Raw genomic sequence first — 25,141 nt, 5'->3', positions numbered from 1 at the left:
CTCCTCTGCGGGAAGGGCCGCTCTCTCTCACAGCCTGAAACAGAAAAAAATCCCTTTCGCCCCCTTCACCGCTTGCATAAACCCATTACTATAGGATCTTTCCTTTATCCCTATCGCTGGATGCTTTTCCGTTGAAAAAACGTACACCCTGGTTACTCGCCTTAATGGTTTCGCTGATGCCATTCGCAGGCAAGGCGCAGATCGCGCCCGATCCGCTGCTCTCGTCCCAGATCGTCGATCGCTACGCTGAACACATTTTTTACGGCAGCGGGGCCACCGGCATGGCGCTGGTCGCTATCGATGGCAACCAGCGGGTTTTCGCCAGCTTTGGCGAAACGCGCCCTGGTAATAACGTGCGGCCGCAGAAAGATTCTCTGATCCGCATCGCCTCGCTCAGTAAGCTGCTAACCAGCGAAGTGATGGTGAAGATGGCGGAGCGCGGGCAAATTCGCCTTGACGATCCGCTGAGCAAATATGCACCGGCGGGCGCGCGCGTGCCGAGCTACGCCGGACAGCCGATTCGCCTGATCAACCTGTCCACCCACACCAGCGGCCTGCCGCGCGAGCAGCCCGGCGGCAAGCCGCATCGCCCGGTGTTTGTCTGGCCGACGCGCAGCGACCGCTGGCAGTGGCTGGCCGGCGCGAAGCTAAAAGCCGCGCCAGGCACCGACGCCTCCTATTCAAATCTGGGCTACGACCTGCTGGGCGATGCGCTGGCGCGCGCCGCCGGCATGCCCTACCCGGCACTGCTCCAGCAGCTGATCACCCGCCCGCTCGGCATGAAAGACACCACCTTTACGCCGTCGCCTGAACAGTGCGATCGCCTGATGGTGGCGGAGAAAGGCGCCAGCCCCTGCAACAATACGCTGGCGGCGATCGGCAGCGGCGGCGTCTACTCGACGCCGGACGATATGGGCCGCTGGATGCAGCAGTTCCTCGACTCCGCCATCAGCCCGCGTTCGCCGCAGGTGGATCGTATGCAGACGCTGATCTATCGCCGCGATCAGCTGGCGAAGGTAGAAGGCATGGACGTGCCGGGCAGAGCCGACGCGATTGGCATGGGCTGGGTCTATATGGGGCCGAAAAACGGTCGCCCCGGCATTATTCAGAAAACCGGCGGCGGCGGCGGCTTCATCACCTACATGGCGATGGTGCCGCAGAATAACGTCGGGGTCTTTGTGGTGGTCACCCGCTCGCCGCTGACGCGCTTTACCGCCATGAGCGACGGCGTTAACGATATGCTGGCGGAGCTGGTCGGCAACCAGAACGGCTCGCCGATGATGGTGCAGGCGATTCGCTAAGGCGCAGGCGGCGGCTGAGAGACCCACAGGGTTGGCCAGTCGTCGCTGCTGTGCCAGGCATCGCAGGTAGACTCTTCGGCATATTCCGCCAGCGTGAAGTCGGTGCCGTTAAAGCGCCAGCGCGTGGCGGCACCGCAGTCGCCCAGCCCGCGTCCTTTGCTGAAGGTGTAGAGCTGGCCGGTACTGGCGTCATAGTCGGCGTTGATCAGCTCCAGCTGACGTTCGCCGCGCGGCGGCGTAAACGGCAGCGTCAGGGTGATGCCGCGTGCGACATAGGGTGCGGCGCGCGTCACTTCGAACGCCAGATCGATCACGTTATAGGCGCCCATCTCGCAGCTCACCATCAGCAGCGCTTTGCTGTCGGTCAGCGGCGCAACGTTGACTTCGCGCCGCATCGGGTCGAGCGAGCAGGCGTCGCTGTTAAGCCGCCAGGTACCGTAATCGAGCAGCCCGCTGGTTTCCTCGCGCGTCAGTGCGGCAGGCGGCGCGCCCATCTCGGGCAGCTGCGGCAGCGGCGGCTGGGGCGGCACATCCCACAGCGCGCGCGAACCGCGTTTTATCCATGCGCTCATGCCGTTGACCCTGCCCTGCACGTCGTCCACCAGCAGCAGCGCCGCTTTCAGACCATGCAGCGAAATAGCCGCCTGTCCGTTATAGGTGAGCTGGATCGCGTCCGCGTCGAGAATTTGCGCAAGAAATTCGTCAATGGCGATAGCGTTGCTGGTGGCGAGGTGATGCGGCTCGACCGTCCAGTGTTTGAAGTCGGGACGGAGACGGCGCTGATCGAGCAGTAAATTATCCTGCAGCGGCCCGCCGGGCAGCTCGCCGCTGTAGGCGCTGCCGTAGTCGATACGCAGCAGCGGGCGATCGTTGACGCCAGCATGGCGCGCGATAGTCATGACCAGTCCTTTGTCGCCGGGTATATTACGCGCCACGCAGAACGCGGCGTTATTGCAGGTCACCTGCCAGTCGGAAAATGACTTTTGCAGTGGATCGGCTTTAACGCAGGCAATGAAAAAGAATGGCAATACCAGCAGTGACTTCGTCCAGGTCGGCATCAGGAAAAACGGTCCCCAAAATCTCAGAGTGGAGATGATAGCGCAACGGTCGGACATCGGGTGGACCTAAACTGTGACCACCTCCGGAAAGCGCACTTAACTGCTGAAAAAGCATACGATAATGCGATACGGCGCCACAGAAATCACCATTTTCATCATCAAGAGCGCACGGATTTATCTCAATCGGATTTATCGGACAATGCGCGTCGCCCTGCCCCACGCGTCATCTCCCTCCTCAGGCCCTGAGCCAGCCCGCCAGCTGGGCATGCTGCAGCAGCATAATGGTTTTGCCATCCCGGATACGGCCATCCTTCACCATCGCCAGCGCCTCCGGGAAAGGGATTTCCAGCACGTCGATATCCTCATCCTCTACGCCGCCGCCGGCGTTATCGCGCAGCGACTCGTTATATTCGGCGGCGAAAAAGTGAATCAGCTCGGTGACGCCGCCTGGCGACATATAGGCTTCATAGAGTTTTTCTACCTCGCCCACCGCATAGCCCGTCTCTTCAATCGCCTCTTTGCGAATGCAGACTTCCGGCGTGTCGTTATCCAGCAGCCCGGCGCAGGCCTCAATCAGCATGCCGCTGGCGTTGCCGTTGACGTAAGTGGCGATACGAAACTGGCGGATCAGCACGACGCTGTTTTTCTCGCGGTTATAGAGCAGGATAGTGGCGCCGTTGCCACGGTCATACACTTCGCGCTTGTGGCGCACCATCTCGCCGCTTTTGGTGGCGAGCTCGTAGGTGAAATTGCGCAGGATAAAGTAGTTTTCGGAGAGAAGTTTGTCTTTGATGATATTGATCTTGAACGACATGATGGCTCCACTGCCGATTTAGGGGAGCCTGCCATCATAGGGGGAAGCGCGCGGGAAAACTATAAGCGGCGGGAATAAAAAAGCCTGCCGCTAGCGGGCAGGCTTTTCAGCACGGACGTCTGCGCTTAGCGCGCGGCGTCATCCGCCAGCGCGTGCGGCTTTTCGTCGTGCAGGTCATCGTGCTCGGTCTGCGCGACCGCGGCCACGCGCTTGCGCACGCCGAACCAGCCCAGCACCAGAATCACCGCCAGAACCGGGATAGCAGCGATGGTGTAGGTGCCGTTCGGGTAATCGAACGCCATCAGCACCAGCACGCTCAGCAGGAACAGCAGCGTCAGCCAGGAGGTGACCGGCGCGCCCGGCAGCTTAAAGCTGACGTCGTCTGCTTTGCCTTCCTTGATCGCTTTGCGCAGACGCATCTGGCAGATCACAATAAAGCCCCATGAGGCGATAATGCCCAGCGATGCGACGTTCAGCACGATCTCGAAGACCTGCGAAGGCACGTAGTAGTTGAGCACCACGCCGATGACATAGACCGCGATGGTGACCAGAATACCGGCGTAAGGCACCTGCTGGCCGTTCATTTTCGCCATGAACTTCGGCGCCGAACCGCCCATCGCCATCGAACGCAGAATACGGCCGGTAGAGTAGAGGCCGGAATTCAGACTGGAGAGCGCCGCGCTCAGCACCACGATGTTCATGATGCTGCCGATGTAAGGCACGCCCAGCTTCGAGAAGAAGGTCACGAACGGGCTCTGGCCTGCCTGATAGGCGTTCCACGGCAGCAGCAGCACCAGCAGCACCACCGAACCGACGTAAAACAGGCCGATTCGCCAAATCACGCTGTTGATCGCTTTCGGCAGCATGGTTTCCGGATCTTTACACTCGCCTGCGGCGGTGCCCACCAGTTCGATAGACGCGAAGGCGAACACCACGCCCTGCACCAGCACCAGCGCCGGCAGCAGACCGTGCGGGAACAGGCCGCCGTTGTCGGTCACTAAGTGAAAGCCGGTGGCGTTGCCGTCCAGCGGTTTGCCGGTGCCGAGAAACACCACGCCCACGACCAGGAAGATGGCGATCGCCAGCACTTTCACCAGCGCGAACCAGAACTCCATCTCAGCAAACCACTTCACACCGATCATGTTCATGGTGCCGACAATGGCCAGCGCGCCGAGCGCGAAGACCCACTGCGGCACCTCGCCGAACGCGCCCCAGTAGTGCATATAGAGCGCGACGGCGGTGATGTCGACAATGCCGGTCATCGCCCAGTTGACGAAGTACATCCAGCCCGCAACGTAGGCCGCTTTTTCTCCAAGGAATTCGCGCGCGTAAGAAACGAAGCTGCCGCTGGAAGGACGGTGGAGCACCAGTTCGCCTAGCGCCCGCAGAATAAAGAACGAGAAGATGCCGCACACCAGATAGATTAACGCCAGCGCCGGTCCCGCCGCCTGCAGCCGTCCGCCTGCGCCGAGGAACAGGCCGGTGCCGATGGCGCCACCGATGGCAATCATCTGCACGTGACGATTGCCCATCGCCTTGTGGTAGCCGGTGTCATGTGAGTTCAGCCAGCGTCTTTTCGCAGCACGCATTTCGGCTGCGGTTTTCTTAGTAGATTTCATAGCCTTCCTGTTTGTCCTGACCATCAATCACGGCGATCACAAACGATTGCGTACGCCATGCGAAATGGGGTAATCACCCTGTTATCTGCCTGTGAGTTATTAGTAAAAAGGCAGGGGAAATCACGGCGATGAATCCTACCCGTTCTGCGTGAACGAAGCAAAAGATACCGGCGAGGCGCACAAAGTGTTTTGTAATAATCGGGTTTATTGCACAAAAAAACCGGCCACTGGCAGGCCGGTAAAAGCTACAGGGATGGAAGGGTATGGCTGAGGGTTAGCGATAAATCTCTGCGGTGCCGCGCCACAGGCTGGAGTCGCCCGGGTTTTCGACGCCGATAACGCGGTAGTGGCTGGCGCCCATCTCTTCTGCTTTTTGCGACAGCTGACGCGTGGCGTCATCCAGCGAGCCGCGCGCGTTGGAAACGGAAACGCTGCCGAGGCTTTGCAGACCCTGCGCCTGGTCCTGATCGACCGGCGTGGCCGCCAGCGTAGTGAACGAAGCGGTTGCCAACAGGGCGCCGGCCAGAATAACAATACCTTTTTTCATAGCATGCTCCTTCGAGGGGGTTGCAGGTGGCTCGTTTAATTCTGTTTAGAATTATTAGCGCCGTAATGAAAATCTACATCTGGCCGATGTAAACCTGTCTGCTTTTTAAAACGCTGCTTCGCATGCTCTCCTGGGTTATGTCAGCAGAGTTCATTTTTTGTGCAGCCTGTAACCCAGCGTGTCGATTTCTGTATGACCCTGGCAGCTTTTTCTCCTCTCCTTTATAATGCCCGCACCAAAAACAGGGATATTGCCGTGATAGTAAAACGTTCCGTGACCCGCAGTATCGCCCAGGCGCTAAGCGCCATTGTGCTACTGGCGCTGCTGACCACCGGGCTGGCGCTGATGACCCTCTCCAGCAGCCTGCGCGACGCCGAGGCGATCAACCTGGCGGGTTCGCTACGCATGCAGAGTTACCGGCTGGCCTGGGACAGCGCCAGCGCACCGCAGCAGCTTGGACTGCATCTGCTGGAATATGAAGAGACGCTCAATAAACCTGCGCTGCGCGACCTCGATCGTCCCTGGGTACCGCAGGAGGTCGTTAACCGCTATCGCCATCTGCGTACCGCCTGGCCCGTGCTGCAACAGCAGCTTCAGCGCGGCGAGGCAGCGCTTTATCAACAGCAGGTGGCGAACTACGTCGGCGAGATCGATCGTTTTGTCATGGGGCTACAGCGCTACAGCGAAAGAAAAATGGAGCTGGTGGCGGCCAGCAGCCTGCTGGGCGTGGTATTGATTGTGGCGCTGGCGCTGGGCACGATTCGCTTCAGCCGTCGTCAGGTAGTGCGTCCGCTTAATGCGCTGGTCACCGCCAGTCGCTACGTTGAAAGCGGCAACTTCGCTTTTCCGCCGCTGGTGGTAGAGCAGAATAATGAACTGGGGGTGCTGGCACAGACCTTTAGCGCCATGGCGGCGCGCCTGCATTCGCATCATCAGGCGCTGGCCAGCGCGGTAGAAGAGAAGACGCGCGATTTACAGGAGGCAAACCGCACGCTGTCACTGCTGTATGAAAGCTCGCAGATGCTGACCGCCCGACCGCTTAATGCGGCGCTGTTTGAAAGCGTGATGGCGCAGGTGCGCGAGCGCGAAAACCTGCGCGCGCTGGTGCTGGAGAGCGAGCATGGCCGCTTCAGCGTCGGAGAAAGCGACGCGGCGCTAAGCTGGCATGGCGTCACGCTGCAGCAGGATGATGAACAGGCCGGCGCGCTGCGCTGGCAAAGCGATCGGCCGCGGCCGCGTCAGGCATTAATGCAGAGCCTGGGCAATATGCTGTCGCGCGCCGTCTGGATCTGGCAGACGCAGAAGCAGGTGCAGCAGATGCTGTTAATCGAAGAGCGCGCCACTATCGCCCGCGAGCTGCACGACTCCCTGGCGCAGGCGCTCTCTTTTATGCGTATTCAGTTTACGCTGCTGCGCCGTACGCTCGGCCCCGCCAGCGCGGAGGCGCAAAGCATTATCGCCGACATCGACCGCACGCTTTCCGACGCCTATCGCCAGCTGCGCGAACTGCTGGCGACCTTCCGCCTGACCATTGAGCAGGCCGATCTGGTGGCGGCGATGCAGGCGATGATCGCTTCGTTGCAGGAGCAGGTTACGGCTAAAATTAGCTTCAGCTTCCAGCCTGGGCTGGAAACGCTGGAGGCGCAGCAGCAGGTTCATCTGCTGCAGATTGCCCGTGAGGCGGTGTTGAACGCCATTCGCCACGCCGATGCCGCCACCATCAGCGTACGCTATGAACGCAATGCGGAAGGTGAGCATTTACTTACGGTGACGGATGACGGCGTTGGCATCGCCAGCACCGAGGAGCCGCAGGGCCACTACGGCCTGACCACTATGTCGGAGCGCGCCGCGCGGCTGGCGGGCGAGCTTAAAATTCAGGCGCAGGCGCGCGGCACGCAGGTCGCGCTGCGTTTTCCGCCGCGGCCCGCCGCGCCGCTGACGTAACGAGCATCGCGTTGAGGCGCAACGCTTCTTATCAACCTTTTCAGACGCGCGTTTTCGCGTTTTCGCCGGGAGTCAATATGCAACAATCTACGCTGACGGTCATGATTGTCGACGACCATCCGCTAATGCGCCGCGGTATTCGCCAGCTGCTGGCGCTGGAGCCTCGGCTGGAGGTCATTGCCGAAGCGAACAACGGCACCGAAGCGCTGGCCGAGGCGCGTCGCCTGGCGCCAGATATCATCCTGCTCGATCTCAATATGAAGGGCATGTCGGGACTCGATACGCTGAAGGCGCTGCGCCATGAAGGGATCAGTTCGCGCATTTTGATCTTTACCGTGTCCGATGCGCGCAGCGATATCGATGCGATGGTCGATGCCGGCGCGGACGGCTATCTGCTCAAAGACAGCGATCCGGAACTGCTGCCCGGTCAAATTCTGCAGGCGGCAAGCGGCGAGAAAATTTTCAGCGACGCGGTGCGCGATTATCTCGCCACGCGCCAGCACAGCGCCAGTCCGTTTCGCCAGCTCACCGAGCGCGAGCGCGATGTGCTGCAGGAGGTAGCGCGCGGCCTGTCGAATAAAGAGATCGCCGCCGCGCTGCATATCTCGGAAGAGACGGTAAAAGTGCATATCCGCAATCTGCTGAAAAAACTCGACGTGCGCTCGCGCGTTGCCGCAACCGTCATGTGGCTGGAAAACCGCCATAGCTGACCTGACAGGGGTTTTACACTTTCTCCACATTTTCTCCACGATTTCCTAATTTGCAGCACGTAGAGTAAGTTTCAGCGAAAGAGTGACTTTTCCCTGCCCGCACGGCCCGCGTAAAGCGCGGGCCGCATTCAGATAATAAACGTGAAACGCTGCTGAGGAGTGTCGATTCGATGTCGAATTTTTTCATCGACCGTCCCGTTTTTGCCTGGGTGCTGGCGATTTTAATCAGCCTGTGCGGCACGCTGGCGATTATTTCCCTGCCCATTGAGCAGTATCCCGACCTGGCGCCCCCAAACGTGCGTATCACCGCCAGCTATCCTGGCGCCTCGGCCGAAACGCTGGAAAACACCGTCACGCAGGTTATCGAGCAGAACATGACCGGTATCGACAATCTGATGTATATGTCGTCCAACAGCAGCAATACCGGCCAGGCGCAGATCACCCTCACCTTCTCGGCCGGTACCAACCCCGACGAAGCGCGCCAGCAGGTGCAGAACCAGCTGCAGTCGGCGCTGCGCAAGCTGCCGCAGGCGGTGCAGTCGCAGGGCGTGACGGTCAATAAAACCGGCGACAGCAATATCCTGATGATCGCCTTCGTCTCTACCGACGGCAGCATGGATAAACAGGATATTGCCGACTACGTCGCCAGTAATATTCAGGATCCGCTGAGCCGCATCGACGGTGTCGGCCAGGTCGACGCTTACGGCTCGCAGTATGCGATGCGTATCTGGCTCGATCCCGCCAGGCTTATTGCTTACTCGCTGACCACCGACGACGTGGTAAGCGCCATTGAGGCGCAAAACGCGCAGGTCGCCGTCGGTCAGGTCGGCGGCCTGCCCTCGGTGGACAAGCAGGCGCTGAACGCCACGGTCAACGCGCAGTCGCTGCTGCAGACGCCGGAACAGTTCAAGGCCATTACCCTGAAGACCAATCCCGACGGCTCGGTGGTGACGCTGAGCGACGTGGCGCAGGTGGCGCTGGGCGCGGAGAAATATGATTACCTGAGCCGCTATAACGGCCAGCCAGCGTCGGGCCTGGGCATCAAGCTCGCCTCCGGCGCCAACGAGATGAACACCGATAAGCTGGTGCGTCAGCGCGTGGAAGAGCTGTCGCACTTTTTCCCGCACGGGCTGGAGGCCAAAATCGCCTATGAAACCACGCCCTTCGTCAAAGCCTCGATTACCGACGTGGTGAAAACCCTGCTGGAAGCGATCGTGCTGGTATTCGGCGTAATGTATCTGTTTATGCAGAATTTTCGCGCCACGCTGATCCCGACTATCGCCGTGCCGGTGGTGCTGCTCGGCACCTTTTCCGTGCTCTACGCCTGCGACTTCAGCATCAATACCCTTACCATGTTCGCTATGGTGCTTGCTATCGGCCTGCTGGTAGACGACGCCATCGTGGTGGTGGAGAACGTCGAGCGTATTATGAGCGAGGAAGGCCTCTCGCCGCGCGCGGCGACGCGTAAGTCGATGGGGCAAATTCAGGGCGCGCTGGTGGGGATCGCGCTGGTGCTGTCGGCGGTTTTCGTGCCGATGGCCTTCTTCGGCGGCACGGTCGGCGCGATCTACCGTCAGTTCTCCATTACCATCGTCTCGGCGATGGTGCTGTCGGTGCTGGTGGCGATGATCCTGACGCCTGCCCTGTGCGCCACGCTGCTGAAGCCGCTGGCGCAGGGAGAACATCACGGCCGCCGCGGCTTTTTCGGCTGGTTCAACCGCCACTTCAACCGCAACGCCGACCGCTACGAGCGCGGCGTCGCGCGCATTCTGCGCAAAGGCGGTCGCTGGCTGCTGCTCTACCTTGCGATTATCGGCCTGATGGCGTTTCTGTTTATCCGTCTGCCCACCTCGTTTCTGCCGCTTGAGGATCGCGGCGTTTTTCTGACGCAGGTGCAGCTGCCGCCGGGCGCAACGCTGCAGCAAACCTCCGACGTGGTGGCGAAGGTTGAGCGCTACTATATGACCCAGGAGAAAGAGAACGTGCTGTCAGTGTTCTCTACTATCGGCGCGGGACCGGGCGGCAACGGTCAGAACGTGGCGCGCCTGTTCGTGCGCCTGAAAGACTGGGAGGCGCGCCCCGGCGCGGATCGCACCTCTTTCGCCATTATCGAACGCGCCACCAAAGCCTTTCGCGATATTAAAGAGGGACGCGTTATCGCCAGCAGCCCACCCGCGATTACCGGCATGGGCAGCTCCTCTGGTTTTGATCTGGAGCTGCAGGATCACGCCGGCATCGGCCATACCCAGCTGATGGCGATGCGCGATAAGCTGCTGGAGATGGCAGAGGCGGATCCGGCGCTATCGCGTGTGCGCCACAACGGCCTGGACGACAGCCCGCAGCTGCAGATCGATGTCGATCAGCGTAAAGCGCAGGCGCTGGGCGTCTCGATCGACACCATCAACGATACTCTTACCACCGCGTGGGGCTCGACCTACGTTAACGACTTCCTTGACCGGGGACGGGTGAAAAAGGTCTACGTTCAGGCCGCGCCCGCTTTCCGCATGCTGCCGGACGACATCAATAAGTGGTACGTACGCAACAGCAGCGGCGGCATGGTGCCCTTCTCCGCCTTCGCCACCAGCCGCTGGGAGACCGGCTCGCCGCGCCTGGAGCGCTATAACGGCTACTCGTCGATTGAGATTGTCGGCGAGGCGGCGCAGGGCGTCAGCAGCGGCGCGGCGATGGACGCCATGGAGCGCCTGGTGGCGCAGCTGCCGCTCGGCGTCGGCTTCCAGTGGACCGGCGCCTCTTATCAGGAGCGGCTGTCGGGCTCGCAGGCGCCCGCGCTTTATGCGATTTCACTGCTGGTGGTGTTTCTCTGCCTGGCGGCGCTCTATGAGAGCTGGTCGATTCCCTTCTCGGTGATGCTGGTAGTGCCGCTCGGGGTGGTCGGTGCGCTGGTCGCCACCTGGCTGCGCGGGCTGGAGAACGACGTCTACTTCCAGGTGGGGCTGCTGACGGTGGTGGGCCTGTCGGCGAAGAACGCCATTCTGATTGTGGAGTTCGCCAACGAGATCAACAGCAAAGGCGGCGAACTGGTCGGGGCGACGCTCGCCGCCTCGCGTCAGCGTCTGCGCCCGATCCTGATGACCTCGCTGGCCTTTATCTTCGGCGTGCTGCCGATGGCCATCAGCGCGGGCGCCGGTTCCGGCAGCCAGCACGCGGTCGGCACCGGCGTGATGGGCGGCATGATCTCCGCTACCCTGCTGGCGATCTTCTTTGTGCCGCTGTTCTTCGTACTGGTGCGCCGCCGCTTTCCGCTCAAGGCGAAGCCGCATGACTGAGTGAAAAAGTAAAAGCAGCCACCGAAGTGGCTGCCTTATTGCTATGTGTGGTCAGAATCAGAGCAAGGGGGAGATGTCCTGCCTTTTCCGCCGCGTGTCACTTGTTGCGTAACATCGCCGCGATAAATTCTTTCCAGTTCCCCATTTCGGTGTCAATCATATAAACCCTCTCTTATTGTGTATTGTGCTGACGATTTTACGCATAAATTTTCGCCATGTGAATACGGTTACACCTGTTTTCATTATCGTCAGCGTCGATTAATTACTGTAGTTTTTCTTTCTGCTAGCTGACGCACATTTCAGCAACCTGTTATAAGTGCGAAAGAAAGTGGGGAAATATCTGGACCAGCCGGTCTGGATGCGCACTAAGATAATTCTTAACGTGATCATGATAAACTGTGTGACAATAACCATTAAAATGAAAGCGGTTACTAAGACAAATCCTAATGATTTTATTCCAGTTATTTATTCGCTTTTCTGTTTACACTGCTCAGCGCCCCGGCTCTCTGTGTTAAACTGGCCGCCTCATTTTCAGACGAGGAATCCTGATGACAGCGCAGTGGGTGATGTACGGCATAAAAAATTGCGACACCATAAAAAAAGCGCGCCGCTATTTAGAAGCCGCCGACATCAAGGTTGAATTCCATGACTACCGCGCCAGCGGGTTGAGCGATGCGCTGCTGTCACAGCTTATCGATCGGTCCGGCTATCAGACGCTGCTTAACACGCGCGGTACCACCTGGCGCAAGCTGACGGACGCTGAACGCGATGCCGTTGTTGATGCTGAGAGCGCTAAAGCGCTCATGCTGGCGCACCCCGCGGTCATCAAGCGGCCCGTACTGCGCGCGCCGGACGGCGCGCAGCTTGTCGGCTTCAGCGAAGCCGCTTACCAGGCGTTTATCCAGGAGAAGTTATAATATGTTCTGTCCTGTAATCGAACTGGCGCAGCAGCTTATCCGCCGCCCTTCGCTCAGCCCGGATGACGCGGGCTGTCAGGCGCTGCTGATTGCGCGTCTGCAGGCGATTGGCTTTCAGGTCGAGCCGATGCTTATCGACGACACGCTCAATTTCTGGGCGACGCGCGGTCAGGGCGAAACCCTGGCCTTCGCGGGCCATACCGACGTGGTGCCGCCGGGCGACGCCAGCCGCTGGATCAACCCTCCTTTCGAACCCACGATTCGCGACGGCATGCTGTTTGGCCGCGGTGCGGCGGACATGAAAGGTTCGCTGGCGGCGATGGTGGTGGCGGCGGAGCGCTTTGTCGCCGCGCACCCCAACCATAAAGGCCGCCTGGCGTTTTTGATCACCTCTGACGAAGAGGCGAGCGCCAAAAACGGTACGGTAAAAGTGGTCGAGCGTCTGATGGCGCGTAATGAGCGCGTGGATTACTGCCTGGTAGGCGAGCCGTCCAGTACCGAAGTGGTCGGCGACGTGGTGAAAAACGGCCGTCGCGGCTCGATGACCGCGAACCTGACCATCCACGGCGTGCAGGGTCATGTCGCCTATCCGCATCTGGCCGATAATCCGGTACATTGCGCCATGCCGGCGCTCAACGCGCTGGTCGCCACCGAGTGGGACAGCGGTAACGCCTTTTTCCCGCCCACCAGCATGCAGATTGCTAACGTGCAGGCGGGCACCGGCAGCAACAACGTCATCCCGGGCGAATTCTTCGTGCAGTTTAATTTCCGCTTCAGCACCGAACTCACCGATCAGATGATTAAAGATCGCGTGGCGGCGCTGCTCGACAGCTATCAGCTGCGCTATACGCTGGAGTGGAATGTGTCTGGTCAGCCCTTCCTGACCTCGCGCGGCAGGCTGGTCGACGCCGTTATCAGGGCGGTATCGCACTATAATGAAATTAAGCCGCAGCTATTGACCACTGGCGGCACCTCAGACGGGCGTTTTATCGCGCGGATGGGCGCGCAGGTGGTGGAGCTTGGCCCGGTGAATGCCACCATTCACAAAATCAATGAGTGCGTGAAGGCAGCCGATCTGCAGACGCTGAGCCGCATGTATCAGCGCATTATGGAACAGCTGGTCGCCTGATCGCGATCGAGAGGAGCAGGCAAATGGAATTTATTAAAGATTACTGGTGGATCCTTGTGATCCTGTTGCTGGTCGGCGTGTTGATGAACGTTTACAAAGATCTGAAACGTATCGATCATAAAAAATATATGGCGAACAAGCCCGACCTGCCGCCGCATCGCGATTTCAACGACAAATGGGACGATGACGACAACTGGCCGAAGAAGAAATAACCGGCTCTTTTCGTCGCGCCACCGTCCAGCAACGCCCTCGCCTGCGCGAGGGCGTTTTTACATCATCATGATGACGTCGTCGTCGCCGGGTTTCGCACCGCTTAGCGCCTCATCGAAATAGCGCTTCGGCACGGTGTAGTGCAGATGCTTCAGCGCCAGCGCCATGCTGCGGTCATCGACCGCGTGCGGCAGATCTTCAACGATATCGAGCGTCACGTCACCGCCCAGCGCGGTCAGCCGTTGTGCCGCCTGTTCGGCGTGCTGCACCGGTATCTGTTCGTCATACTCGCCGTGGATCAGATGGATAGTGGTGCGCGTCGATGCGTGCTCCGGCAGCGTCGCATAGCGGCCGCTAAACGCCACGACCCGGCCCGCCAGATCTGGCTGCGCCTTTATGCCCTCCAGCACCATGGTGCTGCCCTGCGAAAAGCCCACCAGTGCGGTCGCGTTGGCGCGCACGCCGCTTTGCGCCTGCCAGTGCCGCACTGAATCGACGAACTGCGGCAGCACGGCGTTAACCCGCTGCTGCTCGCTCTGATCGTGCTGCACGGTTTCGCTGAACCAGTAGTGGCCCGGCGACGGTGCGCCTACTGCCACCACCTGCGCCTGCGGGAACTCGCGCGCGAACCAGCTGCGCCATAGAGTGAGGATTGTCGCCGACGCCGTGATAGAGCAGGAACAGCTGTTGCGCTTCCGCGCTCGGCTGCTGAACAATAACGTATTGCAGTGTCATAGTGACCTCCTTTAATCACTATACGCCGCCCTGCGCAGAGCGCTATTGGGAAAATTTGAACAAGTTGGTGGATTTATTCTACTTGCCGACGCAGCTGTTCAGCGCGCGCCGCGTCCAGCGTCATCAGGACGGCGCCGGTTTCAAGGCGCAGCCGGGCGATTAGCGCCTTGCGTCCGGTCAACCCGGCCTGCCGCGCCAGCGCGCCGGGCTCCGCTTCCGGCCGCAGCACAGCCTGCAGCAGCGGCGGCACAGCGACGCTGGCGGCGAGCCGGGATAGCACCGGCAGGCTCGCCTCCAGCGGCCGCTGCGCCCAGGCGAATCCCGCCGCCAGCCGGGCATCTTCATCAGTAAAGGTCAGCGGTGCCTCCGGCAGCGCGATCGACTCGGCAACCTGCAGGCGCAGCTGCGGCCAGTCGCGCGCCAGCTGCGTCGCGGCGCGCTGCTGTAGCGCCCGGCCTGCGGGCGTCAGCGCCAGAATCGCCATCGCCGCATAGCAGCCGCTGCTCGCTTCGCGCTGGGTGCCGATACGCGCCAGGCTAAAGCCGCAGGCGCGCCAGAAGGCCCACAGCGCCTCGGTGTAACCGAAGCTGACCGAAAGAAAATCCACATTCCGCTGACGCCGGGCGGCAGCGACTAACGCCTGGCCGACCCCCTGCCTGCGCTGCTCCGCCGCCACTGCGATACGGCTGATACGTCTGGAGCGCAGCGTCGCCGCCTCGACGAATCCGGCGTGCGCCGCCAGCGACTGCGCCACCAGATTGCCACGCGGACGGCGTCTGCCCGCCCAGACCGCCTGCGCCAGCTCGGGCGTCAAGCCGCCCTCCTCGACGAGCCAGAGCGCGCCCTGCAGCGCGGGCGCTTCGCCGCTCAGCCACAGGATCATGCCAGGCGCATCCATTAAGCGTCGCAGATCGAGCGGCGAGGTGCGGTAGTGAGCGCTGGCCAGCAGGCGATACGCGGCCGCCGGCAGCGCGGGATCGCGCCGCCAGGCGTCGTCAGGCATCCGACGCGGCGTGCCGACCGAAGCGCGCGGCGCGGGCACGGCATCCTCAAACAGCAGCGCCTGATTAAGCCAGGCCTCCAGCGGATCGTGCCGCGACCAGCGCAGCGGCTCATCCAGCGTAAAGTAACGCACTTGCTCTAGCGCGGCGCAAAACTTCAGGATAAAGCCGCGGCCGGTGCCTTCGTAGCCCTGCACCGTGGTGGTCAGCAGCACGCGCGGGAAGCGCGCGACCAGCTGCGTCAGGATAGGCGCCGGGATCGCCGCGGCCTCGTCGACGATTAGCCAGTCGACAGCGGGCAGATCCGGCTGGGCGAGAATGGCGTCGGGCGCCATAAAGTGAAAGTGGTGCTGCGCGAAGCGCGTCAGCACGTCGGTGGCGGCCTTCGCCGGGGCGGTGATCAGCGCGCGCGGGATCTGCCGCGCCAGCATGCCCGCCAGCGCCGATTTGCCGCGTCCGCGCGGCGCGGTCAGCACCGCGACGCCTGACGTCATCGTCAGCAGCTGATGGACAATCGCCTGCTGCTGCTCCGGTGCCCGGCACTGCCAGCGCGGCAGCGGCGCCAGCGGTAAGATACGCGGCGGCGCCTCCTGACGCAGCAACGCCACGGCGGGATCGGCGAGCAAACTCGCCTGCAGATGACGCACAAAGTGCGGCGTCGGAAGCGGTTCGGCGACGTCGGCCCAGCGCAGGCTGTCCTCGTCAGGCTGTTGCGCCCAGCGCGGCCACGGTGGCGTCAGCAGCAGCAGCCAGCTTCCGGCGCGCAGCGTGCCCGCCAGGGCGGCGAACGCCTCGGCGTGGAAACCGCGGCGCGCGTCGAAAATAGCATGGGTGAATTCGCGGCCAAGCAGCGTGCGCAGCGCCGACGGCGCGCAGTGCGACAGCCCTTCAACTGGCGCGTCGCCCACGACCAGCCAGTCGCCAGGCAAGGCGGCGCGCCACTCGGCGGCGCGCGCCAGAGACCATTCTGCCTCGCCGCTGATGACGCAAAGCCGCCTGATGCCTGCCTGCTGCATCTGACGGCTGAGCTGTTCAGGCGACATCAGTTAGCGGCGAAGGTGTTGCACTGTCCCGGATCGCCGCTGTCGAATCCGCGTTTAAACCAGGTGTAGCGCTGCTCCGAGGTGCCGTGGGTAAAGCTGTCGGGCACCACGCGTCCCTGACTGCGCTGCTGCAGACGGTCATCGCCGATCGCCCGCGCCGCATCCAGCGCCTGCTGCAGGTCGCCGGTTTCCAGCCAGTTATCTTTGCTGACATAGTGACCCCAGACGCCGGCAAAGCAGTCTGCCTGCAACTCCATTTTTACCGACAGATGGTTGATTTGCGTCTGGCTTGCGCCCTGCTGCATTTCACGCACTTTCGGTTCAATGCCGAGCAGATTCTGCACGTGGTGTCCCACCTCATGCGCCACCACGTAGCCCTGCGCAAATTCGCCGCCCGCACCGAGCTTGTTTTTCATCTCATCGTAGAAGGAGAGGTCGATATAGACGCGACGATCCGCCGGGCAGTAGAAGGGCCCCATCGCCGTCTGGCCGGTGCCGCAGCGGGTCTGGGTTGCGCCGCGATACATCACCAGCGTAGGCGCGGTGTACTCTTTGCCCATCTGCTGGAACAGTTTGCTCCAGGTATCTTCCGTGGAGGCCAGGATAACGCGGGTGAATTTCGCCGCTTCGTCATCATTGGCGCTGACGCGCTGCTGCTGGCTGGTGGGAGCAACGTCGCCGCCGGTCAGCAGTCCCGTCAGGTCATAACCGTAATAGCCAGCAACCGCGACCACGACTAACAGAATAATGCCGCCCTTTCCGCGTGGAATACGAATCTGACGTCCGCCGCCACCGTAAGCTGGGCTCTGATCTCGACGGTCTTCTACATTGTCGCTCTCGCGACGTCCTTGCCAGCGCATACACTGCTCCTGATTAAGATAGTTTCCCGTGATTTTAGTTGCGCGAGGAGACAACTACCAGCCTTGCGGCCAAATGAAAAAAGGAGAGCCGCGGCTCTCCTTTTTCTGTCTGGCAGGCGATGAGCCTAGTCGAGCTTAACGCCCAGACGCTGCGCCACCTCTTCATAGGCCTCAATCAGACCGCCCAGGCTCTGGCGAAAACGATCTTTGTCCATTTTGTCCATGGTCTGCTTGTCCCACAGGCGCGCACCGTCTGGCGAAAATTCGTCGCCCAGCACCACTTCCCCTTTAAACAGGCCGAACTCCAGTTTGAAATCGACCAGGATCAGGCCTGCGTCGTCAAACAGTTTGCTCAGCACGTCGTTGGCTTTAAAGGTCAGCTCCTGCATACGCGCCAGGTTCGCTTTACTTACCCAGCCGAAGGTTTCGCAATAGGATTCATTAACCATCGGGTCGTGCTTCGCGTCGTCTTTGAGGAACAGATCGAACAGCGGCGGATTGAGGATCATGCCCTCCTCCACGCCGAGACGTTTGACCAGCGAGCCAGCCGCGCGGTTGCGAACTACGCACTCCACCGGCACCATCTCCAGCTTTTTCACCAGCGCTTCGTTGTCAGAGAGCAGCGCTTCCATCTGGGTCGGAATGCCGGCTTCCTGCAGTTTGGTCATGATGAAATGGTTGAACTTGTTGTTGACCATTCCTTTGCGATCGAACTGCTCGATTCGGGCTCCGTCGCCTGCTGACGTATCGTTGCGGAACTCGAGTACCAGCAGATCCGGATTGTCGGTGCTGTATACGGTTTTCGCTTTACCGCGATACAACTCAGCTCGCTTTTGCATCTTGTTAACTCCAGACTTGAAAATTTCAGGTGTTCTGCGACGGCGGGCCGCTGGGGGATTGCCGCGACGCAATCGTTTACTTCGCCGCGCGCTATTATGCCAGAGAAGAAAAAAAAAGGCCGGAGAATCTCCGGCCCTGAGGCGATTTATTTGTTGAGGGCCGCCTGGAACACGGCCACCAGCGCATCGTTCTGCGACTGGGTGAGCACGTGCCCTTTCGGATCGATAAACTGCAGGCTGCTGCGGTTATCAAGGTCGCCGACCTGCACTTTATAGTCACCGTTCGGCAGCTCCGGATCTTTCGCGCCGACCTCATCCCACGCGCCGCTGCCCGGCGACTTGTAGGTCACATTCATGCTGCCCTGCGAGCGATTGCTGTCGGTCACTTCCATGCCGACGCGCTGCATCGCCTGCGGCAAACGCTGCCAGGCAACGCTGAACGGCGTGCGCAGCACCAGCATCGGCAGGCCGGTATCGTCTGCGCCGCTCTGTACGTCAATGCTGCCGCTGGCGCGGCCCGCCGCCGCGTTTTCGCTGGCGACGTCGATTTTGTCCAAACCGGCGCTGATGGCGTTGAGCATCTGCGCGGTATAACGCTGGATCTGCACCGGTGCGGTGACCGCTTTGCCTTCCTGCTGCAGCTCCAGCAGGCGCACCGTCAGCACCTGCTGATAGCTCTGCGACTGCACGCTGATCTCATAGCGGCCGCGATATTGATGATCTTCGTCGGCGCGGTTCCACTGCACCCAGTCAGTGGTGAGCTGCTGACGCGCATCGTTGCGCTGCGCAATGGGGAAGTTGCTCGACTCAACCACTTTGGTCACCTGCGACCAGACCGCGCCGCGACGGTTTTCCAGCATCAGCACGCCGGTGTTGCCGGTGAACTGCGCACGCGCGCCGTTGACCAGCGCCAGCGGCTGAGCTGGCGGACGAATGTCGAGCTGCTTACCGACGTTGCCGCTGGCGGCGGTGTGCGGCACGTCGTAATCGCCGTGCGCCACCGGCAGGATCATGCCGGCGGGGGCCTGCAGATCGTGCAGCTCGCTGGCCTGTAAATAGGACTCGTCACCGCTTACCTGACGTTTATAGCGCTGATCGCTTGAGCACGCCGTTAACAGCATCGCAGTAGACAGCGCCACGACGGTCGCCACCGTTGAGCGCTTTACAGAATGATTCATTGAAACTCCCTAACTTATCGCAAACCCGCTTTAATCAGCGCCTGCTCAACTTTTGGTATGGCCGCTGAACTCAGCGGCGTCATCGGCAGACGCAGCGTGTCACTGGCGATTAATCCTAACTGTTTCGCCGCCCATTTCACTGGGATCGGATTGGGTTCGCAGAAAAGCGTCTGGTGCAGATGCATCAGACGCTGATTCAGGCGACGCGCCTCGACGAAGTTGCCCTGTTGCGCCAGCGCGCACAGCTCAGCCATTTCACGCGCCGCGATATTGGCCGTGACCGAGATAACACCCTTGCCGCCCAGCTGCATCAGGTCCAGCGCGCTGGCGTCGTCGCCACTGACAATGATAAAGGCCTCATCGACCAGTGCTTGGATCTGGCTAACGCGCGATAAGTTCCCGGTCGCCTCTTTGATTCCGATAATATTTTTGATTTCAGCCAGGCGCGCGACGGTCTCCGGCAGCATGTCGCAGCCGGTGCGTGAGGGGACGTTGTATAACATTTGCGGCAGCGCCGTGCTTTCCGCGATCGCTTTAAAGTGCTGGAGCAGCCCTTCCTGCGTCGGACGGTTGTAGTAAGGCGTCACGGTCAGGCAGCCAACTACGCCGCTGTTTTCGAAGCGTTTGGTGAGAGAGATGCCTTCTGCGGTGGCGTTGGCGCCGGTGCCGGCGATCACCGGAATACGGCCATCTGCCAGCTCGAGCGTCAGCATCACTACGTCGCCATGCTCTTCATGGCTCAGGGTCGCGGATTCGCCGGTGGTGCCGACGGAGACGATCGCCGCGGTGCCGCTGGCGACGTGATAATCTATTAGTTTTTTCAGACTCGCACGGCAGACATTACCTTTGTCATCCATTGGCGTAACGAGTGCAACAATACTTCCCGTGAACATTGGCGATCCCCTCGACAAACAAGTGCTTCATGGTACGTTTTACTTCTGCTGAAAAGCAAGCAGGCCACGCCGCTCCTGCGCTTGTCAGCAGTTTTTTTTATGTTTACCTTATAGTTATTAGCGAATGAACAGGAAATCCCACTTTGCCGCAGTCTCAGCCCCACCATTTGGTGATCACCGCACTGGGTGTTGACCGTCCGGGTATCGTCAATACCATTACCCGTCACGTCAGCAGCTGCGGATGCAATATCGAAGACAGCCGTCTCGCCATGCTCGGGGATGAGTTCACCTTTATTATGCTGCTCTCCGGCAGCTGGAATGCCATCGCGCTGATTGAATCGACGCTGCCGCTGAAAGGGGCGGAGCTGGAGCTGCTGATCGTCATGAAACGCACTAGCGCCAGAATGCGTCCGCCGATGCCGGCGACGGTGTGGGTGCAGGTCGAGGTGCCCGATTCGCCCCACCTGATCGAACGCTTTACCGATCTGTTCGACAAACATGCGATGAACATTGCTGAGCTGGGATCGCGCATCAAGCCGGGTCAGGCGGATCAGACGCCGACGCTCTATATTCAAATTACCGCGCACAGCCCGGCAGGCGTTGGCGACTCTCAGTTTGAGCAGGCGTTTTACGCCCTGTGCCGCGAACTCAACGCCGATGGCACGCTGCGTTTCTACAGCCTGGCCGACGACGATGCGGCAACGCTGCAGGGTTCACGCTAAGCTGTAAACAAGCCGGGGCTATTTCTCCACATCACTGTTGTCTGGCTATGTGGCGCAATATCCCCTGATGGCGGCTTTTCGCCTGACGCCGTTTGTCAGATGTCAGGTCGCCCACAGCATAAAGAAAAAATGGAGAGTAGTGATGAATCCACTGAAAGCCGGTGATACCGCACCGAAATTTAGCTTGCCCGACCAGGATGGCGAACAGGTAAATTTAACCGACTTCCAGGGACAGCGCGTTCTGGTCTATTTCTACCCGAAAGCGATGACGCCGGGATGCACCGTGCAGGCCTGCGGCCTGCGCGACAATATGGATGAGCTGAAGAAAGCGGGCGTGGAAGTGCTCGGCATCAGCACTGATAAACCTGAAAAGCTGTCGCGCTTCGCCGAAAAAGAGCTGCTGAACTTTACGCTGCTCTCTGACGAAGATCATGAGGTCTGCTCCGCCTTCGGCGTCTGGGGCGAGAAGACCTTTATGGGCAAAACCTATGACGGCATCCACCGTATCAGCTTCCTGGTGGGCGTCGACGGCACAATCGAAAAAGTGTTCGACGACTTCAAAACCTCTAACCATCACGACATCGTGATGGATTATCTGAAGTCGGCGTAACGCGGCGCGGATGCGGCCCTGCGCCGCATCCCACCTCTTATCTTTACGGCGTCAGGCTCTCCGACGCCTTCGCCACCCGCACGCAGTTGCGCCCGTCATGCTTGGCCTGATAGAGCGCGGCGTCAGCCTGTTTCAAACTCTGCTCCAGCGGCATCGCCTCATCCTGCCAGGCCGCAACGCCGACGGAAAGGGTAATGGCGCCAACGTCGGCTATCGACGCGGCGGCGATACTGGCACGTATGCGCTCGGCAAGGCGGCTCGCCTCATCAATATCGGTCACTGGCAGCAGCATCAGAAACTCCTCTCCGCCGCTGCGGCACACCACATCGCTCTGACGCGCGCTGCCGCTTAACGTCTCCGCTACCTGCTTGATCACGCGATCGCCGACGTCATGTCCCCAGCTATCGTTAACCCGCTTAAAGTGATCGATATCGAGCGCCAGCACGGCGAAGGGCTGACGCATCGTCTGATAGAAGTTGAGCACCGCGCTGAGGCCGCGCCGGTTGAGGAGCTGCGTCAGCGGATCGATCTGCACCTCTGACTTCAGGCGGCCGATCTTGTCCTGCACCAGCCCGATGCCGGTCAGCAGCGCGCGCTTCACCTGCGCCGCCTCGAAGTACCAGGCGTGAATCATGCCGAGCTCCAGCGAGACGCCGGGCGCATCCATCTGGCGCGCCTTACGCGCCAGCTGCCAGAGCGGCAGCGCGATGAGCCGCGCCAGCACCACCGCCACCAGCAGCGTCAGCAGCGCGAAAGGCACCGAGTGCTTCAGCACCTGCATCAGCAGACCAGTGAGCGGCTCCAGCGTTACCGCGGTGGGCTTCAGCGCCACCACCGTCCAGCCGGTGGTCGGCACGACGGCGTATCCGGCAAGGCGCGGCGGTTCGCCCGCCGACTGCAGCTGCAGCGAGCCGTTGCTGTTTTCGTCGTGGCCGCTCAGCAGCGCGGGCAGGGTTTTCCCAATCAGCTGCCCGTTCTGGTGATAGAGCACCTGGCTGCTGCTGTCGAGCACATAGACGCTGGTGCCGTCGCGATAGTACTGCTCGCCGAGCAGCGTATTTAAGATGCTTTTCTTTTTCAGGTAGATGGTGCCGCCTACGTAGCCGAGATAGTGCCCGTCGCGGCTCCAGATCGGCCAGGAGACGAAAATAATCAGGTTGTTTGCCGCTGAAATGGTCGGCTTGCTGATGGCGGGCTGCCGCGCGCTTAGCGCCTTGCGTGACGCATCGCTGGTCAGGTGCATCCCCTGCAACATCAGCGACTCCGGCGAGATAGCTTTTACCACGCCGCTGGCGTCGACCACCGCCACCGAGTTAAAGCTGCTGGTCTGTTCGCGCAGGTGATCGACCTCCTGACGCAGCAGCGCAGGATCCTCAAAGTTTTCGCCAAGCAGCCTGGCGCTGTAGTGCAGCTGCGACTGCGCCAGCTGGAAAAAGATTTCGGTGGTGGAGGCGAGCTTGGTGGCGTAAGCGCGGTTCGCCTCCAGCGTGCTGTCGATCAGCGCCATACGCTGCACGCGCCAGGTGGCATAGAGCGTGTTGGTCAGCGTAACCACAATGCTGACGATAGCGAGCAACGCAATAAGCGTACGCAGATCGGTTCGGGGACGCAGGCGCATTAACATAGCGCGCCCGCCGCAAAAGATAAGTACATGCTGAAAGGCCTGAGAATGTCGTTATTGTTGGAGATGATCTGCCCTGGTGAGGCAATCGCCAAGTGTACACGCAGTCGCCCTCATGAGCACCTTTCCCGCCGCGACATTCTCAGAAACCTTTTCTTTACGCTGGTGCTGAGGGATCGGTTGGTATCGATCGTGAAGGATTCAGAGGAGTGGCGTACAAAGGGGGCGGCCCGTTCGGCTGCAGGTCAAAAGCGGTCTGATGCAAAACCCGCCGCGCATATTGAAGGTGCGCCCCTGAATCAAACGTCCATGCGGCAGATAACGTCAGCCACAGCGAAATAAAGATAACAGCGGCGCGCGGCCGCTGTCGGGAGGGGATTTACAGCATCAGGAAGGCGTAGCCTTCGTTTTGCAGCGTCGCCACCGTGGTGCCGCTGGAGATGGTATGGGTCACGCGCTGATCGATCCAGTCGCGCTGCAGATTGTGGAAGGCCACCGACTGGTCGCAGATCGAAACCTGCACGCCCGCCTTTTTCAACTCGTCAATCAGCTTCAGATTGGGGTTATCCACGCCGTAGGCTTTATGGAACTGATCGTTATTCAGCGCGGCTGGCACTGCGTCGCTGTTGATCGACACCACGAATTTCAGCTGATCCAGCGGCACGCCTGCAGCATAATAAAGGTTGGTCACGCGGGCGACGCGCTCCAGCCCGAGATTCGGCTGACGAATATCGCCTTCATTACGGTTAATCTGGAAAACGATTTTATTGCTCAGGCCCGGCACGGTACCGGGTTTAAAAGCGGGCGTATCGACATAGTGAATTTTGCCGAAGCCTTCAATTGCAGGCGTACTCCAGAAATCCGCTGGCTGTGTGGTGTTACCGGCAAATTTGCCGCTCACCTTGTCATATAATTCCGGCAGCTGTAACACATTGCCGCCAATAAAACCGGCTATCGCCGCCACCACAATATAGGCCGCTGGGCGCATCGTTATTCTCCTGCTTGTTATTTTTGAAGTGTGATTACATCTGTAGCCATGCGTAACCCTGATTTTCCAGGGTTGAGACCGTAGTTGGGCTGGAGAGCGCATGGACAACCGATTTATCGATCCAGTCGTTGGGATAATGGTGGAAAGCCACCGACTGATCGCAGACAGAGACCTTCACGCCCAGCTTATCAAGCTGGTTGATAAGCTTGAGGTTGGGATTGTCTACGCCATAGAACTGTTTGAAGTGGGCGTTATCCAGCATCGCAGGCGTTGCGTCGCCCGTTACCGAGACCACGAATTTTAGCTCTTCGACCGGCACGCCAGAGGCGACATAGAGATTGACCACGCGCGCCACGCGCTCCAGGCCGAGGTTGACGTCGGTCATCGCGCCGTCGCTACGGGTAATCTGGAACACAATCTTATTGCTCAGACCCGCGACCGGTTTAAAGGCGGCGTCTGGTTCATAATGGATCTTGCCGTAGCCGTCGACGGCGGGCGTGCTCCAGAAACCGTCAGGATCGCTGGGTTTGGCGGCAAAATGGTTAACGACTTTTTGATAGAGCGCGCCGCTCTGGGTAACGCCCGCGCCAACAGCACCGCCAATAATGGCGATGAGCGCGTAAGATACAGCTGAACGCATAAATTATCTCCGGACAACAGCGTAGCGCTGGTTCACATCCCGAATTGGGTGAGCTATCTATACCACAGCGCTGGCGCTGCAAAAGAGCGGAGCGCTGACCGCCTGAGGCGCGTTAATTGCAAAGGGAACTATTAACAAAGTTAATTGATGAACAGTTTTGATGGCGAGAGGCGTAGTGGTCAGTATTGAAGTGGATCGATATTAAAGAAGAGAACGGCGTTAAATTAAATTCAATGCACCGAATAACGTACCAGCTATTTATACTTCCCGGTGAAGCGCAGCAGGCATCACAATAAAAATGATTGATTTTCGCTTTCGCTCGCTAAGCCCTTTCGGCGCGTTTTTTTCAGAGTAAACCTGGAAAAAAACATGCCACCTTCAATTTTTTTGAGTAAATTTACATATCTTTAATCAAAAAGCGTGCTTCCTCTCCCCATATTCCATCGTTGCCAGCTATCCCGCCCGGGGCGTTTAA

The 25,141-nt window shown here is 60.0% G+C and carries 23 protein-coding genes and 1 pseudogene; 10 read left to right on the top strand and 14 right to left on the bottom strand.

Annotated features, from left to right (window positions below; all coding sequences use genetic code 11):
• Window positions 1-131: 131 nt before the first annotated feature.
• Window positions 132-1,301 (top strand): D-alanyl-D-alanine-carboxypeptidase/endopeptidase AmpH, encoded by a 1,170-nt coding sequence (gene ampH, locus Q9R34_RS15675; RefSeq protein WP_434125685.1) that lies wholly within the window; start codon window positions 132-134, stop codon window positions 1,299-1,301.
• On the opposite strand, the gene Q9R34_RS15670 is transcribed toward ampH, so the two are convergent.
• From Q9R34_RS15670 to Q9R34_RS15655, 4 genes are all read right to left on the bottom strand, one after another.
• Entirely contained in the window at window positions 1,298-2,359 is a 1,062-nt protein-coding gene (locus Q9R34_RS15670; RefSeq protein ID WP_434125684.1) for a DUF1176 domain-containing protein, read from the bottom strand. The two genes, ampH and Q9R34_RS15670, sit on opposite strands and share 4 nt — an antisense overlap.
• 235 nt (window positions 2,360-2,594) lie before the next feature.
• Window positions 2,595-3,173 (bottom strand): GDP-mannose pyrophosphatase NudK, encoded by a 579-nt coding sequence (gene nudK / locus Q9R34_RS15665; protein WP_485894866.1) that lies wholly within the window; start codon window positions 3,171-3,173, stop codon window positions 2,595-2,597.
• Between the two features lie 125 nt (window positions 3,174-3,298).
• The gene (ansP, locus tag Q9R34_RS15660; protein ID WP_485894864.1) at window positions 3,299-4,792 is read right to left on the bottom strand and encodes an L-asparagine permease; all 1,494 of its coding nucleotides are present in this window, start codon (window positions 4,790-4,792) and stop codon (window positions 3,299-3,301) included.
• A 274-nt stretch (window positions 4,793-5,066) separates the two neighbouring features.
• On the bottom strand, window positions 5,067-5,339 hold the full coding sequence (locus Q9R34_RS15655) for a YdgH/BhsA/McbA-like domain containing protein (protein ID WP_434125681.1): 273 nt from the start codon (window positions 5,337-5,339) through the stop codon (window positions 5,067-5,069).
• A 255-nt stretch (window positions 5,340-5,594) separates the two neighbouring features.
• On the opposite strand from Q9R34_RS15655, the gene narQ reads away from it, so the two are divergent.
• The 3 genes from narQ to acrD all read left to right on the top strand — a co-directional run bounded on the left by narQ (window position 5,595) and on the right by acrD (window position 11,280).
• Window positions 5,595-7,283 carry a nitrate/nitrite two-component system sensor histidine kinase NarQ gene (narQ, locus tag Q9R34_RS15650; RefSeq protein WP_485894862.1) on the top strand — a complete coding sequence of 563 codons (1,689 nt, stop codon included), beginning with the start codon at window positions 5,595-5,597 and terminating at the stop codon, window positions 7,281-7,283.
• A 77-nt stretch (window positions 7,284-7,360) separates the two neighbouring features.
• Complete coding sequence (locus tag Q9R34_RS15645; protein WP_434125678.1) at window positions 7,361-7,993, top strand: response regulator; 633 nt, start codon at window positions 7,361-7,363, stop codon at window positions 7,991-7,993.
• A gap of 170 nt (window positions 7,994-8,163) precedes the next feature.
• Window positions 8,164-11,280: a multidrug efflux RND transporter permease AcrD gene (acrD, locus tag Q9R34_RS15640; protein ID WP_485894860.1), complete on the top strand. Its 3,117-nt coding sequence runs from the start codon at window positions 8,164-8,166 to the stop codon at window positions 11,278-11,280.
• A 97-nt stretch (window positions 11,281-11,377) separates the two neighbouring features.
• Here the strand turns inward: acrD and ypfM are convergent, their stop codons facing one another.
• Complete coding sequence (gene ypfM, locus Q9R34_RS15635; protein WP_434125731.1) at window positions 11,378-11,440, bottom strand: protein YpfM; 63 nt, start codon at window positions 11,438-11,440, stop codon at window positions 11,378-11,380.
• 388 nt (window positions 11,441-11,828) lie between these two features.
• Here ypfM and Q9R34_RS15630 point away from each other — a divergent pair, with 388 nt between their 5' ends.
• Genes Q9R34_RS15630 through Q9R34_RS15620 form a run of 3 tightly spaced genes read left to right on the top strand, consistent with a single transcriptional unit; the run spans window position 11,829 to window position 13,538 of the window.
• On the top strand, window positions 11,829-12,197 hold the full coding sequence (locus Q9R34_RS15630) for an ArsC family reductase (RefSeq protein ID WP_485894858.1): 369 nt from the start codon (window positions 11,829-11,831) through the stop codon (window positions 12,195-12,197).
• Between the two features lies 1 nt (window position 12,198).
• The gene (gene dapE, locus Q9R34_RS15625) at window positions 12,199-13,326 is read left to right on the top strand and encodes a succinyl-diaminopimelate desuccinylase (RefSeq protein WP_485894856.1); all 1,128 of its coding nucleotides are present in this window, start codon (window positions 12,199-12,201) and stop codon (window positions 13,324-13,326) included.
• 23 nt (window positions 13,327-13,349) lie between these two features.
• Complete coding sequence (locus tag Q9R34_RS15620) at window positions 13,350-13,538, top strand: YpfN family protein (RefSeq protein ID WP_033753791.1); 189 nt, start codon at window positions 13,350-13,352, stop codon at window positions 13,536-13,538.
• Window positions 13,539-13,595: 57 nt separating this feature from the next.
• Here Q9R34_RS15620 and ypfH read toward each other — a convergent pair.
• From ypfH to dapA, 6 genes and pseudogenes are all read right to left on the bottom strand, one after another.
• Window positions 13,596-14,271: pseudogene (ypfH, locus tag Q9R34_RS15615) on the bottom strand (esterase).
• Between the two features lie 73 nt (window positions 14,272-14,344).
• Window positions 14,345-16,315, bottom strand: coding sequence for a tRNA(Met) cytidine acetyltransferase TmcA (locus tag Q9R34_RS15610; RefSeq protein WP_485894854.1), 1,971 nt, complete (start codon window positions 16,313-16,315; stop codon window positions 14,345-14,347).
• Window positions 16,315-17,175, bottom strand: coding sequence for a KPN_02809 family neutral zinc metallopeptidase (ypfJ, locus tag Q9R34_RS15605; RefSeq protein WP_434125667.1), 861 nt, complete (start codon window positions 17,173-17,175; stop codon window positions 16,315-16,317). The genes Q9R34_RS15610 and ypfJ overlap by 1 nt, the downstream gene beginning before the upstream one ends.
• Before the next feature lie 125 nt (window positions 17,176-17,300).
• Window positions 17,301-18,014: a phosphoribosylaminoimidazolesuccinocarboxamide synthase gene (gene purC, locus Q9R34_RS15600; RefSeq protein WP_434125666.1), complete on the bottom strand. Its 714-nt coding sequence runs from the start codon at window positions 18,012-18,014 to the stop codon at window positions 17,301-17,303.
• A gap of 146 nt (window positions 18,015-18,160) precedes the next feature.
• Window positions 18,161-19,192 (bottom strand): outer membrane protein assembly factor BamC, encoded by a 1,032-nt coding sequence (gene bamC, locus Q9R34_RS15595; RefSeq protein ID WP_485894851.1) that lies wholly within the window; start codon window positions 19,190-19,192, stop codon window positions 18,161-18,163.
• Window positions 19,193-19,206: 14 nt separating this feature from the next.
• The gene (gene dapA / locus Q9R34_RS15590) at window positions 19,207-20,085 is read right to left on the bottom strand and encodes a 4-hydroxy-tetrahydrodipicolinate synthase (protein WP_485894849.1); all 879 of its coding nucleotides are present in this window, start codon (window positions 20,083-20,085) and stop codon (window positions 19,207-19,209) included.
• A 143-nt stretch (window positions 20,086-20,228) separates the two neighbouring features.
• Between dapA and Q9R34_RS15585 the strand changes: the two genes are divergently transcribed.
• Complete coding sequence (locus Q9R34_RS15585) at window positions 20,229-20,807, top strand: glycine cleavage system transcriptional repressor (protein ID WP_033753810.1); 579 nt, start codon at window positions 20,229-20,231, stop codon at window positions 20,805-20,807.
• Window positions 20,808-20,949: 142 nt separating this feature from the next.
• On the top strand, window positions 20,950-21,417 hold the full coding sequence (gene bcp, locus Q9R34_RS15580; protein WP_485894846.1) for a thioredoxin-dependent thiol peroxidase: 468 nt from the start codon (window positions 20,950-20,952) through the stop codon (window positions 21,415-21,417).
• 43 nt (window positions 21,418-21,460) lie between these two features.
• Here bcp and Q9R34_RS15575 read toward each other — a convergent pair whose 3' ends face one another.
• A complete protein-coding gene (locus tag Q9R34_RS15575; protein WP_485894844.1) occupies window positions 21,461-23,041 on the bottom strand; it encodes a sensor domain-containing diguanylate cyclase in 1,581 nt (526 codons plus the stop codon).
• Window positions 23,042-23,068: 27 nt separating this feature from the next.
• Between Q9R34_RS15575 and Q9R34_RS15570 the strand changes: the two genes are divergently transcribed.
• Window positions 23,069-23,380, top strand: coding sequence for a hypothetical protein (locus Q9R34_RS15570; protein WP_485894842.1), 312 nt, complete (start codon window positions 23,069-23,071; stop codon window positions 23,378-23,380).
• A 37-nt stretch (window positions 23,381-23,417) separates the two neighbouring features.
• Here Q9R34_RS15570 and Q9R34_RS15565 read toward each other — a convergent pair whose 3' ends face one another.
• Window positions 23,418-24,026 (bottom strand): DsrE family protein, encoded by a 609-nt coding sequence (locus Q9R34_RS15565; RefSeq protein ID WP_033753830.1) that lies wholly within the window; start codon window positions 24,024-24,026, stop codon window positions 23,418-23,420.
• Between the two features lie 34 nt (window positions 24,027-24,060).
• Window positions 24,061-24,666, bottom strand: a complete 606-nt coding sequence (locus Q9R34_RS15560; RefSeq protein ID WP_434125659.1) for a DsrE family protein — start codon at window positions 24,664-24,666, stop codon at window positions 24,061-24,063.
• Window positions 24,667-25,141: the final 475 nt, after the last annotated feature.

The sequence above is a fragment of the Enterobacter sp. BRE11 genome (assembly GCF_031844285.1).
GTDB lineage: Bacteria > Pseudomonadota > Gammaproteobacteria > Enterobacterales > Enterobacteriaceae > Pantoea.
Note: the sequence above shows the minus strand (reverse complement) of the source record. Positions and strands in the feature narration are given on the sequence as shown.

Bases quoted from the DNA above. Each gene is read 5' to 3' on its own strand.
- dapA (WP_485894849.1), bottom strand. From the start codon at position 20,085: ATGTTCACGGGAAGTATTGTTGCACTCGTTACGCCAATGGATGACAAA.
- Q9R34_RS15620 (WP_033753791.1), top strand. From the start codon at position 13,350: ATGGAATTTATTAAAGATTACTGGTGGATCCTTGTGATCCTGTTGCTG.
- Q9R34_RS15610 (WP_485894854.1), bottom strand. From the start codon at position 16,315: ATGTCGCCTGAACAGCTCAGCCGTCAGATGCAGCAGGCAGGCATCAGG.
- ypfJ (WP_434125667.1), bottom strand. From the start codon at position 17,175: ATGCGCTGGCAAGGACGTCGCGAGAGCGACAATGTAGAAGACCGTCGA.
- Q9R34_RS15670 (WP_434125684.1), bottom strand. From the start codon at position 2,359: ATGCCGACCTGGACGAAGTCACTGCTGGTATTGCCATTCTTTTTCATT.
- bcp (WP_485894846.1), top strand. From the start codon at position 20,950: ATGAATCCACTGAAAGCCGGTGATACCGCACCGAAATTTAGCTTGCCC.
- purC (WP_434125666.1), bottom strand. From the start codon at position 18,014: ATGCAAAAGCGAGCTGAGTTGTATCGCGGTAAAGCGAAAACCGTATAC.
- Q9R34_RS15565 (WP_033753830.1), bottom strand. From the start codon at position 24,026: ATGCGCCCAGCGGCCTATATTGTGGTGGCGGCGATAGCCGGTTTTATT.
- Q9R34_RS15655 (WP_434125681.1), bottom strand. From the start codon at position 5,339: ATGAAAAAAGGTATTGTTATTCTGGCCGGCGCCCTGTTGGCAACCGCT.
- Q9R34_RS15630 (WP_485894858.1), top strand. From the start codon at position 11,829: ATGACAGCGCAGTGGGTGATGTACGGCATAAAAAATTGCGACACCATA.
- ansP (WP_485894864.1), bottom strand. From the start codon at position 4,792: ATGAAATCTACTAAGAAAACCGCAGCCGAAATGCGTGCTGCGAAAAGA.
- Q9R34_RS15575 (WP_485894844.1), bottom strand. From the start codon at position 23,041: ATGTTAATGCGCCTGCGTCCCCGAACCGATCTGCGTACGCTTATTGCG.
- nudK (WP_485894866.1), bottom strand. From the start codon at position 3,173: ATGTCGTTCAAGATCAATATCATCAAAGACAAACTTCTCTCCGAAAAC.
- Q9R34_RS15570 (WP_485894842.1), top strand. From the start codon at position 23,069: ATGCTGAAAGGCCTGAGAATGTCGTTATTGTTGGAGATGATCTGCCCT.
- bamC (WP_485894851.1), bottom strand. From the start codon at position 19,192: ATGAATCATTCTGTAAAGCGCTCAACGGTGGCGACCGTCGTGGCGCTG.
- acrD (WP_485894860.1), top strand. From the start codon at position 8,164: ATGTCGAATTTTTTCATCGACCGTCCCGTTTTTGCCTGGGTGCTGGCG.
- Q9R34_RS15560 (WP_434125659.1), bottom strand. From the start codon at position 24,666: ATGCGTTCAGCTGTATCTTACGCGCTCATCGCCATTATTGGCGGTGCT.
- Q9R34_RS15645 (WP_434125678.1), top strand. From the start codon at position 7,361: ATGCAACAATCTACGCTGACGGTCATGATTGTCGACGACCATCCGCTA.
- dapE (WP_485894856.1), top strand. From the start codon at position 12,199: ATGTTCTGTCCTGTAATCGAACTGGCGCAGCAGCTTATCCGCCGCCCT.